This window comes from Aureispira sp. CCB-QB1, assembly GCF_000724545.1.
Lineage (GTDB): Bacteria > Bacteroidota > Bacteroidia > Chitinophagales > Saprospiraceae > Aureispira.
The window spans coordinates 1-18,437 of record NZ_JHBV01000034.1 but is presented as its reverse complement, the minus strand read 5'-3'; the positions used below and the strand labels follow the sequence as shown (position 1 = coordinate 18,437).

Genomic DNA, 18,437 nt, shown 5'->3' with positions numbered 1-18,437 from the left:
GGTATGATATAAACGTATATATTCAAATAGCTATAGTATATGAAATTAAAAACTTTACAAATAATTTTCTTGTTTTTTGTTGCGTCCTATTCTCTACCTTCGAATGTACAAGGACAATCGGTCATTGGAGGAGAACTGTCGTACAGATATTTGACAATCAATACTTATGAAGTTACATTGGATGTTTATGCTGATTGTCAGCAATCTATCTTGAGTGGTGCCCAAGTTGTTTCTTGGCGAGATTTAAGTTGTGGTGTTAGCGCCAATTCATTTACGGTAAATTTGGCTTCAGGGTATCCTAAAGATGTTTCTCCAATTTGTTCAGATTCTGTTAATGCTTGTAATGGGGGGCAATTTATGGGGCGACATCACTATCGGTATACAGGAGTTCTATCATTGTCAGGAGGATGTAGCAATGTATTGATGTCTTGGGCATATCAGTTTAGACAGAATACAATTAATACGTTATCATCACCAAGCACTCAACCATTTTACGTAGAAGCAAGGTTTGATGGGAGTCTCACAACTCCTAACAGTGCCCCCCAATTTATATATGATCCTCTATTTTTTAGCTGTAGAAATAAGCTAATCAATTATAGCTATAAAGCAATTGATCCAGATGGAGATTCCTTAGCGTATAGTTTGGTCAATTGTCGTCGGGCAGCATCTACAAATGTTAATTACGTAGCTCCTTACAATGGACTCAATCCTATTAATACGTCTGGACCATCTCTTACAATAGATAATAAAACAGGAGCCATTCAGTTTAATTCAGCATCTAATCAAGATGCGCCTATTTGTGTTTTGGTTCAAGAATATAGGAATGGGGTTTTAATTGGGGGGCGTGTTAGAGATGTTCAACTTAGAACCCGAGGCTGTGCACATGTATTGCCCACTTTGTCAGGTGTTAATAATACAACAAATTATCAAACTTCGGCAACTATTAATACGCCATTAAATTTCTTTGTAATTGGAAATGACTTAGGAAATCTCTCTCCGAATATTAATGTGACCATGCGTTATGATAATACGGTATCTGGTGCCACATTCTCAACGACTCCAGCAACAGCTTTTGGACCAGATGCTGTGCGAGGTGATTTTAACTGGACACCTGCTGTGGGAGATCAAGGAGTACATACATTCACAATTTATGTTGATGATAATAATTGTCCTAGAATAGGGACTCGAATTATGACTTACCGAGTTAATGTATTGCCCGCTCCGCCTAGTCCTGTTACAACTAGTCCAGATACAAGTATTTGTTTAGGAGACAGTGCTCGATTAAATGCATTTGGGGCAGGACCTAATCCAACGTATCAGTGGGTACCTAGCACAGGATTGTCCAATCCTAATATTCCTAATCCTAAGGCATCACCAACAAGTACAACGACATATACCGTAACAGCCAACTATTCAAATTCAACAAGTGCTAGTAGTCAAGTTATAGTGACCGTTAATCCTAGACCTGTTGTCTCGATTAGTGGGCAAACCGATGCTACTTGTTCAAATACGAATGATGGAACAGCAACAGCAATTGCAACAGGAACAATTGGTCCTTATAGTTATCAATGGGATGCTGGAGCTGGTAATCAAACAACAAGCACTGCTGTTAGCTTGTCACCAGGAACTTATAAAGTGGTGGCACGAGATGCAAATACTTGTAAAGACAGTGTTTTTGTGAATATTGGGGCACCAAGCCCAATTCAAGCTTTTGTAGTTAACTCTACCGATATTCTTTGCCATGGCGATTCTACAGGAAGTATTACCGTAGGTGGCTCTGGAGGTGTACCAGGATACACTTACCTTTGGGATGCCGCAGCGGGAGGACAAACGACAGCGACTGCAATTAATTTGAAAGCAAATATCAACTACTGCGTTACAGTAACCGATCAAAACGGTTGTTTTGATGTTACTTGTCACACATTGACAGAACCTACAACGCCAGTCTCTGTCAATGCGATTGTTTCATCGAATTATAATGGAGCTAATATTAGTTGTTTTGGTGCAGCTGATGGAGAGGCGAGTGCTTTATCAAGCGGCGGTGTTGGAGGCTACAGTATTTCATGGAATACAGGAGCAACAATACCTACTGTTATTGGAGGTGCTGGACGATATATTGTGACGGTAACAGATGCTAATTCTTGCTCAGCAGTTGATTCTGTAGACTTATTTAATCCACCTCCTTTGAATGTTAACATCACAAATATTGTACACGTAGTTTGTTTTGGCGATTCTACAGGAGAAGCTACAGGAGCAGGTAGTGGCGGTGTAGGTAATTATACTTATAATTGGAGCAATGGTCAAACGGGACCAACAGCAGTTGACTTACGAGCAACAAGTACACCTTATATTATTACGGTTATAGATGATAATGGTTGTACGACGAGTGATAATGTTTTTATAACACAGAATCCAGCAATAGCTGCGCCCGACATTCAAGCCGTAGATACGATGGTTTGTATTGGAGACACAATTTATTTAACAACAAATACAGTTGGAGATATTCGATACCATTGGGCTGGTCCTAGTGGATTTAGATCTAATCTACAGTCACCAACTATTTTTGGTGCAACTTCTATCCATGAAGGTGTTTATTTTTTAGAGGTAGAAGATACTATTACGGGGTGTTTTTCTGAAGATACTTCTTTGTATATAGAGGTCAATAGACCTCCCAATCCACCTTCTATTATCGGTGGGGGAGTTATTTGCGATGGCAGTACCATTCGTATAGAAGATCAAAATTTGGTGTCTAATACGGCATTGTTGTGGCAAGGACCTGTTGTAGATCAAACAGGAACATTTAATTTTGTAGATGTTAATCCTGGTGATGCCAATTATCAATCTGGAATATGGACATTAGAATACACCGATACGTTAACTGGTTGTACCGCAACTTCAAATCCCTTGTTTGTTAGCCTTGTGCCAACGCCTCCGAGACCTAACCCTGTGATAAATGGTCCTGTCTGTGTAGGCGGGAGCGTTAGTTTGTCGGTACCATTTGTACTAACAGCCAATGTAAATTGGTATGAAAATCCTAGTAGGGTTGGGGGACCAATTTATTTTGGTAATAATGTAACCATCCCAGGAATAACAAGTGACACAACATTTTATGTAGAATACAGCACTCCTAATTGTAGGTCTCAAATGGGGTTGGTAAATGTAGTGGTTAGTCCTAATCCCCCTAGACCAGATATATCTCCAGATATGACGATTTGCGAAGGCGACTTAATTTATTTGTACACAACCGTAAATGCAGATACATTTCGATGGAGCCACCCTAACCATACCTTGCCAAACCAACAAACCATTTCAATCACTCCTAGTGTCTTAGCTGACTCGGGGATTTATACCTTATCTATTGTTGATACGAATGGCTGTACTTCACCAGATACATCGGTTCATGTGACTATTAATGCCAATCCAATTGCCCCATTGGCAGAGACGAATAGCCCTATTTGCCGTGGAGAAGATTTAGAATTATATCATTCTGGTGGCTGTTCTCAAAGTGTTTGGTTGGCACCCAATGGAGCAGCCATTTCAACCTCTTTAGATACGCTAACGTTGTTGTCTACAGATCCAAATTATGGAGGCGGAAACTGGCGTTTTATATGCGAAGACATTCTAACAGGATGTGTTGATACGTCTAATTTCGTTAACGTTCAAATTGACCCTAGTCCACCTTTTGTTAATGGCTTTAATAATGGTCCTGTTTGTATGGGGGACGAAGTTCGCCTAGGGGTTCCTTTGGTGAATGGAGCAAGTTATAATTGGTTTAGTGATTCATTATTAACGATACCAACAATTCCAGGTACGGGACCCAACCCAACGGTTCCTAATATTACTACAGATTCTATATTCTATGTAGAAGTGAGCATAGGAAATTGTTCTTCAATAGGACGTACATTAGTTCGAGTACATCCTGTTTCACCTAAGCCTGATGTTCCTGCGGATTTCGAAATATGCGAAGGAGATACATTATCAGTAACTACATCTACCATCGCTAATCGTTATCGATGGACCTTGCCGTCAGGAGGGACTGTTAACAATAGAACAGTTAGAATTAATAATGCGACCCCTTCAAATGGAGGTCCTTATACGCTATCAATTGTAGATACCAATAATTGTAATGTACCTGATACGACCGTGTATGTTACGGTAAATCCATTACCCAATCCCCCTTCTATTTCAAGCAATCCAATATGTGATGAAGATTCGTTAATATTAGTTGCTTCGGGTACTTGTGGTGCAATTGAATGGACTGGTCCTTCGGGAGTATCATTTATAGCGGGAGATACCCTTGTTGTTCTTCCTGGAACGCCTAATTATCAAGATGGAGGGAATTGGACAGCTTCTTGTATAGATACGGCAACAGGTTGTCAGTCTTTGTTGTCGAATCATATAGCACATATTCGCCCAATCCCTTTAAAACCAGCTATAAATAATGATGGACCTGTATGTTTTGGCGAGTCGGTTGAATTGAGTACTCCAATAGTAGCTGGAGCATTTTACAGATGGTATGATCAAGATTCTATTCTATTTATAGGACCAGGAAATATTATAGATATTCCAAATATTACGAGTGACACCATCTTCTTATTGTCTATAGAATTAAATGGTTGTACCAATTCCGATACTACTCACGTGAGTATTTATACTCAACCTAATCCCCCAATTCTGCCCGATACAATAGAAGTTTGTGAATTTGATACCTTGGAGTTGAGCACGCCAACGTTACAACCTGTTTATGAATGGACAGGTCCAAACGGATTCAATTCGACTCAACAAGAACCACTGATATATCCTGCTACATTAGCAGACAGTGGATATTATGTTTTAGTTATAGAAGATGCCAATGGTTGTCCTTCTGAAGCAGATTCTATACAGGTAATTATTCATAGATTACCAGCTGCTCCGAATATTACAGCTCAAACTACTGCTATCTGTGATGGAGATACCCTATTTTTGGCATCCGATAGAATTTGTGACGAATTAATCTGGGAAGGTCCCTCAGGAGCTACTTTTGTTGGTGGCGATAGTATTTTTATAGATAGTTTTGATGTAAATTATCTGGATGGAGACTGGACCGTATTGTGTGTGGATACTGTTACAGGTTGCTCTCAAATATCCAATACGTTGACAACAACAATAAAACCTCTTCCAAGGCAACCTATTCTTGCTAATAATAGTCCTATTTGTGCAGGAGACACTGTCGATTTAAGTATGTCTTTGGTGGCAGGGGCTTTTTACCAATGGTTTGCTTTTGATAGCACTAGAATTGATACCGTGTCAAGCATCTCCATTGGCGGCTTAGAAAATGATACCATCTTTTATGGTGTTATTGTAGTGAATGGTTGTAGTAATTTTGATACGACTCATGTAACTGTCCATTCAAGACCAGCGACCCCTAATGTATCTGTAGAAGATACGGTTTGTTCCAATTCGTTTATTCAATTTGTTATCAACCCTCCGAACCCCGCAGGAACCATCTATGATGTAACGGGACCCAATGGCTATTCAAGTAGTGGCACAAGCACGACACCGTTCGTTTTTCCAATAGATACGAGTGCAACAGGAATTTACACCATCAGCGCCACCGATGGAAATGGATGCGAATCCTTGGATACTGCTATGTTTATTTTGGTTAATCCAACACCTAGCATCCCTACAATCACAGGAACAAGCCTTGTTTGTCAAGGAGATTCAATACGTTTAGAAGGTGGTAGTTGTGACAGCTTGGTATGGAGCAATTTATCGTTCTCTGTCGTCTTATCAACCGTCAATAATCCTTCATTGGTCATAGGACCAGGAATGCCAGGATACGACCCCTCTAATCATTGGCAAGTAAGGTGTTTTGATCGGTCGACGGGTTGTGAATCTAACTTTTCAAATCCGTTTAGAGTAAATGTTAATAATCCACCTTCAGGTGTTACTCCAACCAATGATGGTCCTATTTGCTTTAATGGTAACGCAACCTTATCGATTGCTCAACAAAGCAATCCTTCTACGTATATTTGGTCAACAGATTCTTTACTGACAGATACAGTAGGTACAGGAACGGTGATAGTGGTTGATAGTTTGACAAGCGATACCACTTTTTATGTGGAGGTAAAAGATGCGTTTGGATGTAGTACGATAGGTTCAACACAAGTATTGGTATACCCTGCCTTAGGAACTCCTGACATTGATGTATTAGATTCTGTAATCTGCGAAGGAGAGGATATTAACTTATCCGAGCTGAATTATTCTATTGGTCACGAATGGATGGGACCCAATGGTTTTGCTTCCACAAGTACATCCCCTACACTTACAACCGCTACGCCTAGTCAAAGTGGGATTTATCGTGTATTTATAGTAGATGGAAATGGTTGTCCTTCACCTGTAGACTCCATTACAATTCTTGTACATGCCCTGCCAACAGCTCCTATCATTACAGGAGGGGGGAATGTTTGTGACGGAGATAGTATCTTGTTTAGCTCCAATACGACTTGTGATAGTACGGTGTGGGTGAGCGCATTAGATACCTTGTTAGGTAATGGAAATGTGCTGGGAATAAGTGATTTAGACGCAGGATATGGCAATGCTACTTGGCAATTATTTTGTTATGACACAATATCAGGATGTTTTGACTCTTCCAATGTATTAGGAGTCAATATAGTTCCAACACCATCTTTGCCGATTATTAACAACAACAATCCAGTTTGTTTTGGAGATAGTGCTATTTTAATCACCTCAACAGCATTTGGGGCTTCCAGTGTTTGGTATTCAGATTCTTTGTTAAACAATTCAATAAGAGTTGGAGACACACTAATGATTAATACCACCAGCAACGACTCTATTGTTTACCTTCGACAAGAAGCCAACGGGTGTTTTTCACCAGTCGCTATAGATACCATCATTGTGGCACCAGTGCCTTCAATTCCTAATATAGGAGCCGATCAAATTGTATGTCAAGGAGATTCGATTTACTTGACAACAACAACATTAGGAAGTACTTATTTTTGGACAGATTCTAGTGGTTTTACCTCCATTGAACAAAAACCAATTATCCCCAATGCAAGCTTGGTAAATTCAGGGACTTACCATTTGTTTTTAATAGATAGCAATGGCTGTGCTGCACCTAGGGTAAGCATGAAAGTAGATGTGAGCATACCACCTCCAACACCACTACTGTTCGGCAATGATACGACTTGTAATGGAGATACGTTGGTATTTGGAAGCAACAAACCTACGAATGTACGCATTGAATGGGTCACACCTAACAGTGATACCTTCCAAACAGATAGTTTGGTCATTATTACAAGCGATAGTATTTATTATCAATTTGGGCAATGGACCGTGATTTTTACAGATACCTTAACAGGATGCCAACGCAGCAAGGACACGATTTTTAGAATAGAAACAATACCTACCGCAGGAGCATTGTCAAATTCTGGTCCAGTCTGTATAGGGGACAGTGTTACGTTAAGTACTGCTTCAATAGCAGGAGCTACTAGCTATCTTTGGTTTAGGGGCGATACAACCATTGCCGATATAGGGCAAATGGTAGTGATACCTGATATTGTCAGTGATACTTTTTTTGCTTTAGTAGTTCAAACTGCTCTGGGATGTAATTATTTTATGGATACAAATATTGTTTTGGTACACCCGCCAAGTTCTGCGCCTCCTATAGATGTGGATACAACAAATTGTATTAATGATTTTATCCAATTTCAAACTAATCCAGCAACAAGTTATACTTGGACAGGACCAAATGGCGTGTTTTCTTTGCAACAAAACCCCAATATTGGTCCTGTGACTACTGCGGATGAGGGACTATATACACTACAGGTAGTAGATGCTAATGGATGTTACTCTCCTGATACAAGTATTTTTGTGTATGTAAGCAATCCACCAGTAGCTCCAACGGCTAGTGCTCCGAGCCCTATATGTCAAGGAGATACTTTATTCTTAAACTCAACAGCAGGAAGTTGTGATTCAGCTTATTGGATTGGTCCTGGGAATCGTATTTTGCCTACAGCAAATGCTGTTATCCCATCAGATAGTAGTGCTTATGCAGCAGGAAATTGGCAAGTATTCTGTGTGGACACTTCTTCGGGATGTGAAATAGGGTCCAACATAGTTGCTGTTAGCATTCAAACCTTAGCTAGACCTAGTGCTATCAATAACGGTCCTGTTTGTTTGAATGATAGTGTGCGCTTAACAGCTAATTTTGTGTCAGGGGCAAGTTATCTATGGTTCTCCGATTCACTGAGAACAGATACAATTGGAAGGACACAAATTATTAGTGTAGATAGCATAACAACGGATAGTACCTTTTATGTAGTGTTGATTAATAGTAATGGTTGTGTTTCGCCTTTGGCTCAAACAACAGTTAATGTACATCCTTTGGCTCCTGCGCCAGGAATTGGATCAGATGTTCGAGTGTGTGAAGGAGAGGACATTCAGTTGACTGGACAATTTTCCTTGTTTGGGCATTCTTGGACAGGTCCCAATGGCTTTACATCGACACAGCAAAATCCAATTATATCCAATGCAACGTTATCAGATACAGGAACCTATACTTTTTCTATTGTTGGGTTTAATGGCTGTTTATCCGCAGATACGAGTTTGCATGTAATTGTAGATAGCTTACCTGATGAGCCAACGATAGGAGGTTTTTTGTATTTGTGTGCTAACGATACACTGTTCTTGAGTTCCGATAGCGTTACGACCCATTGCGATTCCGTAGAATGGATCGGACCCAATGGAGTCAACTATGCTGTATCTGGTCGAAATATCGCGATTCCTCCAGGCGACACGAATCATACAGGTGGTTTGTGGCGCATACGATGTATAGATACCTTGACAGGTTGTTTTAGCACCTCCAATTTTAGTTTGGTAATAATTGTTCCAAACCCAGATACACAAGCAACAGCAAGTGATGGACCTATTTGTGTTGGAGGAACCGTTAACCTAAGTACAGCTCCTATAGGAGTAACTACTAGTTATACTTGGTATGCAGATTCTACCTTAACGAATATAGCGGGCACAGGTACAAATCCTTCGGTATCTAATATTACTACCGATACGACATTTTATTTGGTAATAACCAATGGAGGTGGTTGTACATCCGACCCAATACCTACAGCAGTATCGACCTATCCATTAGCCAATGCCCCACTAATTGCTATAGATACTCAACATTGTGTAGGCGATTCAATTGTTTTCTCTACCCCAACAATAGCGGTCAATTATTTTTGGAGTGGTAGTAATGGCTTTGCTGATACTGTTCAAAATCCACTACTTACACCTAGTGCAACCGTATTAGATTCAGGTTTGTATAGCCTTTCAGTGATCGACTCAAATGGATGTATATCCAAGGATACCACGTTTAGAATTGTAATTAATAATGTTCCTTTGTCACCAACGATAGTCAGCAATAGTCCAATTTGTGATGGTGATACATTGGTCTTGAGTTCTAATGGTCTATGTGGACAAGCTCAATGGATTGGTCCCTTAGGGAATAGCGCCGCTGTCTTGGGAACGCCAGGTGGCGGAAATAATTTATGGACGATAGGAACTACGACTACAATTCCACCGAATGATAACAGTTATGGCAATGCTACGTGGTATATGATCTGCATTGATACCATAACAGGTTGTCGTTCTACTTCTAATACCATAACCGTTGCGGTTGGTTCAGAGCCGAATATTACGAATATTTCTAATACAGGACCTATTTGTACAGGCGATACAGTAGCCTTATCAATAGCCGCAACAGTAACTTCAGGAACCCCCGTTATAACTTGGTATAGAGATATTGCTTTGAATCAAGCGGAGGGTATTGGTGCCAATGTAACGGTTCCCAATGTTACAAACACGACAACTTTTTATGTCGAAGTATTGGATACCGCAACAGGCTGTACCGCACTAGATTCTACGGTTGTAACAGTTCACCCTGTCTCTTTAGCTCCGAATATGCCTGTGGATACGGCATTGTGTGAAGGAGATATATTAACCTTGTTTACAACGACATCAGCAAATAGTTATAGTTGGACAGGACCGAATGGATTTACTGCAAGTGTACAAAATCCTAATCCTTTTGCTGTAACAACCTTGGATTCAGGAACCTACTATTTGGTTGTTGTGGATAATAATAATTGTCCTTCTTTGCCAGGAAGTGTTGTGGTAGAGGTCAATCCCTTGCCGAATGCCCCAATTGCATCCAATAGTAGCCCTGGTTGTACAGGAGATTCTATTGTATTAATGGCTTCTACGATTACTGGAGCTACATACAATTGGTATAAATTGCCATTGGGTACCAGTATAGGGCAAGGGCAGAATTATACCTTAAATAACGTAACGCTAGCCGATACAGGAAGTTATTATGTTGTTGTGACTCTAAATGGTTGTACTGCACAATCGAACGCTACTACTGTAACGCTTTACAACAATAGCTCCGCAGTTGCTATAACGGGTGCTGATCAAAACTTGTGTGGCATAGATACAACGACGATAACAGCTACCATTCCTCCTGCCAATACAACTGGAGTCTGGACAACAAGCTCTGGAGCAACAATTGTAAATCCGACTGCTGCGACAACGTTTGTTGCTAACTTACCTATTGGCACGAATGTATTCTATTGGACATTGTCCAATGCAACATGTCCTAGTATTTCAACCGATTCTTTGATTGTTGTTGTTGCTCCTCAAAGTACGGATATTGCGAATGCAGGGGTAGATCAAAATTTATGTGGAATATCTACCACTACCTTGACGGGAAGTAATCCTACTTTGAGTAACGGTACTTGGACACAGTCGCCTGCACAAGCTGCTACGGGAGCAACTATTGGGAATATCAACGATCCATTAAGCCCTATTACAGGTTTGATTCCTGGAAATAGCTACACCTTTGTTTGGGAATTTGATAATGGTGCTTGTGGGATTCATTCGACAGATACCGTTGAAATTGATATAGCGGTGGCACCTAGTATTTCAGCTCAAGCAGGAGGAAATATTGTTACTTGTAGTCAAGATACATTACTCTTAAATGCGACTAGTCCATCCATAGGGACAGGGATTTGGACAACGAATACATCTGCTGTTATTATTACACCAAACCAACCGAATACTATTGTAACTAATTTACAACAAGATACGACCTTGTTTATTTGGACATTGTCCAATGGTGCTTGTGTCAACTATAGTGCAGATTCTATGTTAGTTATATTAGGAGGGGCGAGTCCAATTGCCAATGCAGATCATTTTAGTGTGGTACCAAGTAATTCTGCTATTGTGGTTAATGTTCGTACCAATGATGTTTTAACCAACAATTGGGACATTTATATCAACACACCAATGAACGAAGGGCAGATGGTGAACCTAAATAATGGCGAATTTGAATTAAATTTACAAGGAGTACTTAATAATCAGAGCTTTATTTACGAACTTTGCAATCCTGTTTGTCCTTCTAACTGTGATACAGCGTTGGTACTGTTGGATATTAGTCCCGTTTTGGACTGTGATATTCCTAATATTTTTACCCCCAATGAAGATGGGGTCAATGATTTATTTGAGGTGTCTTGCCTAGATAACGCACAAGTCGCAAAACTATTGGTCTTTAACCGTTGGGGAGATTTAGTTTATCAATCTGATCATTATCAAAATCAATGGAATGGAACTCACCAGGGAAGAGTCTTGCCTGACGGCACCTACTTTTATATTATAAAAATAGGTGATCAAGAACAAATACAGGGATCTGTAGAGTTACGACGGTAAGTTGGAGTAATGAAGTGAGAATTAAAAATTAGTGTGGTATTTGAATGAAGCGGACTAATGTTAAAACTAAAATGTAAGCAAAACGCATCAAAAATATGAGACGATATAGTTTCCTTTTTATAATAATTTGTGGGTGTTGGGCAACAGCTTGGGCGCAACAAGATGCACAGTATACCCAATTCATGTTTAACAAAATGTACTACAACCCTGCTTATGCAGGCAGTAAAAAAGTAGTTTGTTTATCTGCATTGTATAGAAAACAGTGGATTGGGATTGAACGAGCTCCCCAAACGGCTACCTTGAATGCACATGGAGCTGTATGGAAAAAGCGATTGGGTTTAGGTCTTTCTGTCACTTATGACCAAATTGGATTCACTGATAAAGTGGATATAGAGACGAATTATGCCTATATCATTCGATTTAAGAACGAAAACTTTTTAAGCTTAGGCTTGCGAGGCTCCATTTCATACATGCAAATTCGATGGGATGAAGCCGATCCTACGCAGTCTTTTGACAACTCTATTCCAGGAGGAATGACCAGTAAGGTTTTGCCCAATTTTGGAGCAGGAATTTATTATCAAGCCAAACATTGGTATGGAGGCTTGTCGGTACCGCATCTTTTTGAGAATAAGTTAGATTTTAGCACCAATACAACAGTTAATATTGAACCCAAACTTAAGCAACACTATTATTTAATGGGAGGATTATCTTTTGATATTGCCAAAAATGTACAAATACAACCCAATTTATTGTTTAAGTATGTGGTTAATGCACCGTTGGATTTAGATATTAACTTAAGTTTTGTCTTTTTTCAAAAAGTTTTGGCAGGGGTAACGTACCGCTTGGGAGATTCGTTTGATATGATGCTTCAATGGAGAATTGCGCCATCGTTACAAATTGCATTTGCTTATGATATTACCGTTAGTCAACTGCAACAATACAATGCAGGAACCATAGAAGTAATGGTAGAGTATTGTTTTTTGAAGAAAACGGAAAAAGTAAATAATCCTCGATTTTTTTAACCATAATACGGTGTGACAAATTTTATTTTTGAATGAAAAATATAGTATACATAATTTTTATCCTATTCTTTACACCAACGCTTTGGGCACAAAAAAGTAGAGCAGAAAAACAATTTGAGTCCAAAGGCTATGGTGTGTATTTGGAAATGCAAAATAAGGAGGATATTGAAAAGCTAGATCGTCGAACATTGATTCGAATGGCCAAAAGTAGCCGAAAAATTGGCGATAGTCGTAGTGCAGAGAGATTGTACGGCATTTTGATAGAACAAGAAGATAATGAACCATTATTTCATCTATATTATGCACAAGCATTACAGACCAATGGGCGATATCTAGAAGCTAGAAATCATTTTAGGATTTGTGATGAGCAATTACAAGATAAAGCGAACGGTAAACCTTATGACCAACGTGCTAAAATGGGTTGGGAAGCTTGTAATCAAATTGCAGAATTGCGTTCTATTGGTCCTGTAGAACTCAAAAATGAAAAGGTGCTGAATTCTCCTAAATTAGAATTTAGCCCCATGTATTATAATGATGGAATTTTATTCGTTTCAACTCGTAACAAAACCGAACAGAGAGACCGTTGGTTGAACGATAATTACATGGATTTGTATTATGCCAAAAGAGCCGAAGATGGCTCGTTTGAAGAGCCTGAGTTATTTGCTGATGAATTAAATACGGAGTTGCACGAAGGTCCTAGTGTGTTTAGCAAGGATCAAAAAACAATTTATTTTACTCGAAATGATTTTTACAAAGGAAAACGAGGGAAAAGTAAGGATGGTACAACAAAACTAAACTTGTACATGGCTGACTTTGTCAGTGGAGAATGGACGAACGAACGAGAGTTTCCATTTAATAAGGCAGATGTAGATCAAGCACATCCAGCTTTGACCAAAGATGAAACGATTCTAGTTTTTGCAAGCAATGAGAAAGGCGGTTATGGAGGAATGGATCTTTGGGCATCTAGATTAAAGGCAGGGAAATGGCAGAAACCTGTTAACTTGGGATCTAGAATTAATACGCCTGGAGATGAAGTTTTCCCCTTCATTCACGAAGATGGAACGTTGTTTTTTGCTTCCAACGGTTGGTCTAGTTTGGGAGGGTTGGATATTTTTATGGCAACACAAGTTTATAACCACCCCGATTCTTTGTGGGAGTTTCCTTTCAATGTGGGCTCACCTATCAATTCACCTGGAGACGATTTTGGATTGATTATTAACCAAGATAAAACAGAGGGATATTATGCTTCTAGTCGAGATGGAGGTAGTGGAGAGGATGATTTGTATTACTTCAAAATAAAAGACGGTTTGGACGGAGTAGCGCCATTGCCAAGTATGAATATTGATGTTTGTATTTATGACGATGATTCTAGATTGCGTTTAGACAAAGCCAAAGTAAGTGTCAAACGAGACACAGAACGAGAAGAACCCGCTGTAGAAAGTATTACCAATGAATATGGATATACTACTTGTAAGTTAAGAGCAGGAGACCCTTATTTTATAGAAGTCATTCGCGAAGGTTATTTGACGGTTTCGGATTACTTTATTATGCCTAAAGATATAGATGGGTTAGATGAATATTGTATTGGTTTAACTAGAGACGGAACGATTGCCTTGGAAGAAGAGGTTGTTGTCAGTACATCAACTCGAAAAATGTACAATACAACAGACATTCCCCCTGTCAATTACATTTATGATCCTAATACACCATTACCCCCTACGCACGTCAAAGGAAGAGTATTAAATGTGGAATACGATAAACCTCTGCCTAAAACAAGTGTTATTCTATTAAACCGTTGTTCTGGTGAAGAATTGGTTATGGAAGTGGCAGACAATGGAGAATTTGGCTTCCCATTAGAATGTGGTTGTGAGTATGTCGTTAAATCTAAGAAAAATAAGTTTTTTGGCGATAATCAAGTAATCTCTTTGTTGACGGAAGATGATTGTAATAGAGGAATCGAACTAGAGATGGAAATGAAACCTAATTTTGATCGTTTAGGAGATCCCTTTTTGTTAACAAACAAAGAGGTGGAAAAATCTATCAAAGAGGGGGATGTTATTGAGCTAAAGAGCATTTTTTATGATTATGATAAATGGAATATCCGCCCAGATGCCGCCAGTGATTTAAAAGATTTGGTGGTTATTATGAATAAATATCCATCTATGGAAATAGAGCTATCTTCTCATACAGATACTAGAGGTTCTGATGCGTACAATCAAGTGTTGGCACAAAAAAGAGCAGAAAGCGCTAAGGATTATTTAGTTAAAAAAGGCATTGCAGCGAATAGGATAGAGGCAGTAGGCTACGGAGAGGAGCGCTTGAAGAATAAATGCACATTTTGCTCTGAATCTGATCATCAAGAAAATAGGAGAACAGAAGTCCTTATTACAAAGTTTGAAAAAGTTGAATAAAAATAATATATATCAATGCTCTAAAACCCGAAAGTCTGAAAATATTACAATGTGTAATTGTTCAGGTTTTCGGGTTTTTAAATATTAATTATAAATATTAATAGTTTGTTTGTTGTTTATGAATAAAAGATAAAAAAAAATATTTGTATTGATTTAATAGTGAAAGTTTAATTGCGATAATGCTTCGTTTTTTTGATGAACTATTGAAATATAAAAAACAATTATAGATAACATATAGGACTTACAGCGCAGTATTTGGTTAAATATCCTTTTTTTATCCATTAATGTCTTATGTTCTATTGTTTAAATTAATAAATATATATAGCTTCCGTCCCTTAATAAAAGCTTATTATAATGATAAAGAAGATACCATTAGTTTTAATAATTCCATTATATTTTTTATTTACTCCAATTTCTTTTGCTGTTTTTGGTGCTAGTTTAACTTATCAGTGTTTAGGAACCAACACGTACGAAGTGACCTTGACAGCGTATCGGGAATGCTCCAGTACTCCTTTGTCACTTTCTTCTCAAACCGTCAACTGGTCGGGTGCCTGTTCTCCAAGTTCAGGTAGCATCAACCTTGCATTTGTAAGCCGAGTAGATATTACTCCAAAGTGTACGTCAGGAAATACGTCTTGTAGTGGAGGGGGACCTTTTGGTGTGGAAGAATATGTTTACAAAGGAACGTTTACATTGCCTGTGGGGTGTAATAATGCAACAGTATCTTGGCAGCATTGTTGTCGATCAGGAACCATTAGTTCTTTTAATTCGGCTCCAGGAGGATTGTATATTTATGCAGAAATTAATAATGCGGCAGGCTTATTAAATAATTCTCCAGAATTTTTGGCTATTCCTAAAATGATAGGCGAGCGAAACAATCCTTATATTTATAATAATGGCGTTTTAGAAACAGATGGTGATTCATTGGTATATTCTTTAGTGGATTGTATGGAAAGCCCAGGAGTGCCTGTGGATTATGATACAGGGGCAGGTTTTTCTGGAACGAACCCTATTGATGCCTCGCCAAGTATGACCCTAGACCCTGAAACAGGACAGATGGAGTTTGGAACTACCTCACCTCCCAATCAGCAAGTTGTTTTTTGTGTTTTGGTAGAAGAGTATCGAGGAGGTGTAAAAGTAGGATCGGTTGTTCGAGATGTTCAATACTTAGCGAAAGGAAACAGTTCTAATAATTCGCCAACTGTTTCAGGAATCAATGTAACAACTAGTTATAGAGCAACTGCTACTGTTGGAAATCCTTTGTCATTTGTTGTCGAAGGTACAGATTCAGATATAGGAGATACAGTGAAAATGAATTGGAATCGTGGGATTCCAGGCGCTAATTTTTCGGTAGCGACGAATGCTGTGCCTAGTCAAGTAGAAGGAAATTTTTCTTGGACTCCGACCCCTAGTGACGCAGGACGTAGTCATAAATTTACAGTAAAAATATTTGATAATAAATGCCCTTTGTATGCAACCAGTACTTATGTTTATGTGATTAATGTTCCTCCCTTGCCACCACCAGGGGTTGCTGTTGATGCAGGAAGAGATACTATTATTTGCAAAGGAGGGCAAGCCAATCTAAATGCAAGAACAACTTCTTCTGCGGTACAAAGTTTTAAGTGGGAACCAGCAGCTGGCTTATCGAATCCCAATATTGCTAACCCTGTAGCAACAGTCAGTAATAGTACGCTTTATACAGTGACATTAACTTACTCGAATGGAGACCCGCCAACAACAGATGCTGTCCTCGTGACAGTAGAAGATCCCGTGGTCGATATTCTACCGAATAGAGGAAATGTATGTGGTGGTGGTTCTGTAAGTTTAATTGGAGGTGTGAATAGAGATGGATTGCTGTTTGCTTGGTCTGATTTAAATACAACAGCGACAGGGCATCCTGTTTTTACGAATGGCACTTCTGGAAGTGTTAATGGCTCCACATCCAGATTGGATTTTGGAATGTACACCTCCCCAGGGAATTATAAGTTTGCTTTAAAAACCCAGACTTCGAGTGGTTTTTGTATGGCAGAAGATACAATAGAGTTAAGGGTAATTCCTAATCCGCCTGCTGTTACTTGCCCTGAAATTTATGTTACTCCTTTAGCACCTAATTCTGGTAAAGGAACTAAATCAAATCCAACTAATTTAAATGAGGCTCTGCGACGTGCAGTTTGTGGTAACGTGGTTATCAAAATGGGAGAGGGAGTTTATACAATAAACCGAGCTTTAAATTTATATGATAATATTACTTTAGAAGGTGGCTTTTTGCCAACAATCAACTGGGTAAAAGCAAGTAACCAAGGGCGAACTGTCATTCATAGGACAGTAGCCAATCCTGATGGAAAACCGAACTTAAACCAGCGCTTAGTTGCCATTCAAGCTGTTGGTGTCAAAGGTTTTCGTTTGCAAGATTTAACCATTACTACCGATGATGCTCCTGCTGGATCGGGCATTTCGACTTATGGCTTGTATTTGAATGGTGCAGAAGATTACCATATTACTCGTGTTGAAATAGAAGCTGGAGATGCTGCTGATGGCACTGTAGGAATGAATGGTTGCGGTCGAATGGCTGGTCCTCTTGGATCAAGCAATTTAGATGGTCGAAATGGAGCAACTGGCGTTTCTGGAAGTTTATTAGGCGTATTTGTAGATGGAGGAAGTGGAGGAAACGGTGGGGGAAGTTTTGGGATTTGTGGTTTGCCACCCGAACCACCAAGAGGTCAGGGAGGAAGTACACTAAATTCTAATGGCGGAATGGGGGCTTCTAGTGTATACCCTAATATGCATGGCGGTGCTGGCGGTGGCGGTGGTGCTGGAGGTTTGCCAGTAGTTGGTGCTGCTGGTAGCGGTGGTACAGGTGGTGCTGGTGGCGGTCCAAGAGGAGGTGGACAAATTTCTTCGGGCGGTGCTTCTGGAAGTACACTTTTGCTTGGAACAGGAACTGGCGGGGGAAATGGTTTTCCTGGGAGTCCTGGAGCGAATGGAGAAAGAGGATCCGATGCAGCGTCAGGAAAACATATAGGAGGAGTCTACCAAATCCGAAAGGCGTCTAATGGTCAAAATGGTCAAGGAGGAGACGGCGGCGGCGGCGGCGGTGGCGGCGGTGGGCTACTTCCATCTGGAAATGGAAATGGTGGCGGTGGCGGCGGCGCTGGTGGCGCTGGTGGTGCTGGTGGTATTGGTGGTGGAAGTGGCGGTGCTTCATTTGGAATTTATATCACCAATAATGGTTCCAATGGTTATAACA

3 protein-coding genes and 1 pseudogene are annotated in these 18,437 nt (G+C 39.6%); all 4 read left to right on the top strand.

All coding sequences use genetic code 11. The features are described from left to right. Positions 1-39: 39 nt before the first annotated feature. On the top strand, positions 40-11,757 hold the full coding sequence (locus CG11_RS18140; protein WP_052598255.1) for a gliding motility-associated C-terminal domain-containing protein: 11,718 nt from the start codon (positions 40-42) through the stop codon (positions 11,755-11,757). Between the two features lie 95 nt (positions 11,758-11,852). Continuing rightward, positions 11,853-12,779, top strand: coding sequence for a type IX secretion system membrane protein PorP/SprF (locus CG11_RS18135; RefSeq protein ID WP_052598254.1), 927 nt, complete (start codon positions 11,853-11,855; stop codon positions 12,777-12,779). A 32-nt stretch (positions 12,780-12,811) separates the two neighbouring features. Beyond that, on the top strand, positions 12,812-15,190 hold the full coding sequence (locus tag CG11_RS31010) for an OmpA family protein (RefSeq protein WP_052598253.1): 2,379 nt from the start codon (positions 12,812-12,814) through the stop codon (positions 15,188-15,190). Positions 15,191-15,544: 354 nt separating this feature from the next. Continuing rightward, positions 15,545-18,437, top strand: a pseudogene (locus tag CG11_RS18125) (hypothetical protein); the annotation flags it as partial.

Excerpts from the sequence above, each read along its gene's own strand:
- CG11_RS18135 (WP_052598254.1), top strand. The coding sequence starts at position 11,853 with ATGAGACGATATAGTTTCCTTTTTATAATAATTTGTGGGTGTTGGGCA.
- CG11_RS18140 (WP_052598255.1), top strand. The coding sequence starts at position 40 with ATGAAATTAAAAACTTTACAAATAATTTTCTTGTTTTTTGTTGCGTCC.
- CG11_RS31010 (WP_052598253.1), top strand. The coding sequence starts at position 12,812 with ATGAAAAATATAGTATACATAATTTTTATCCTATTCTTTACACCAACG.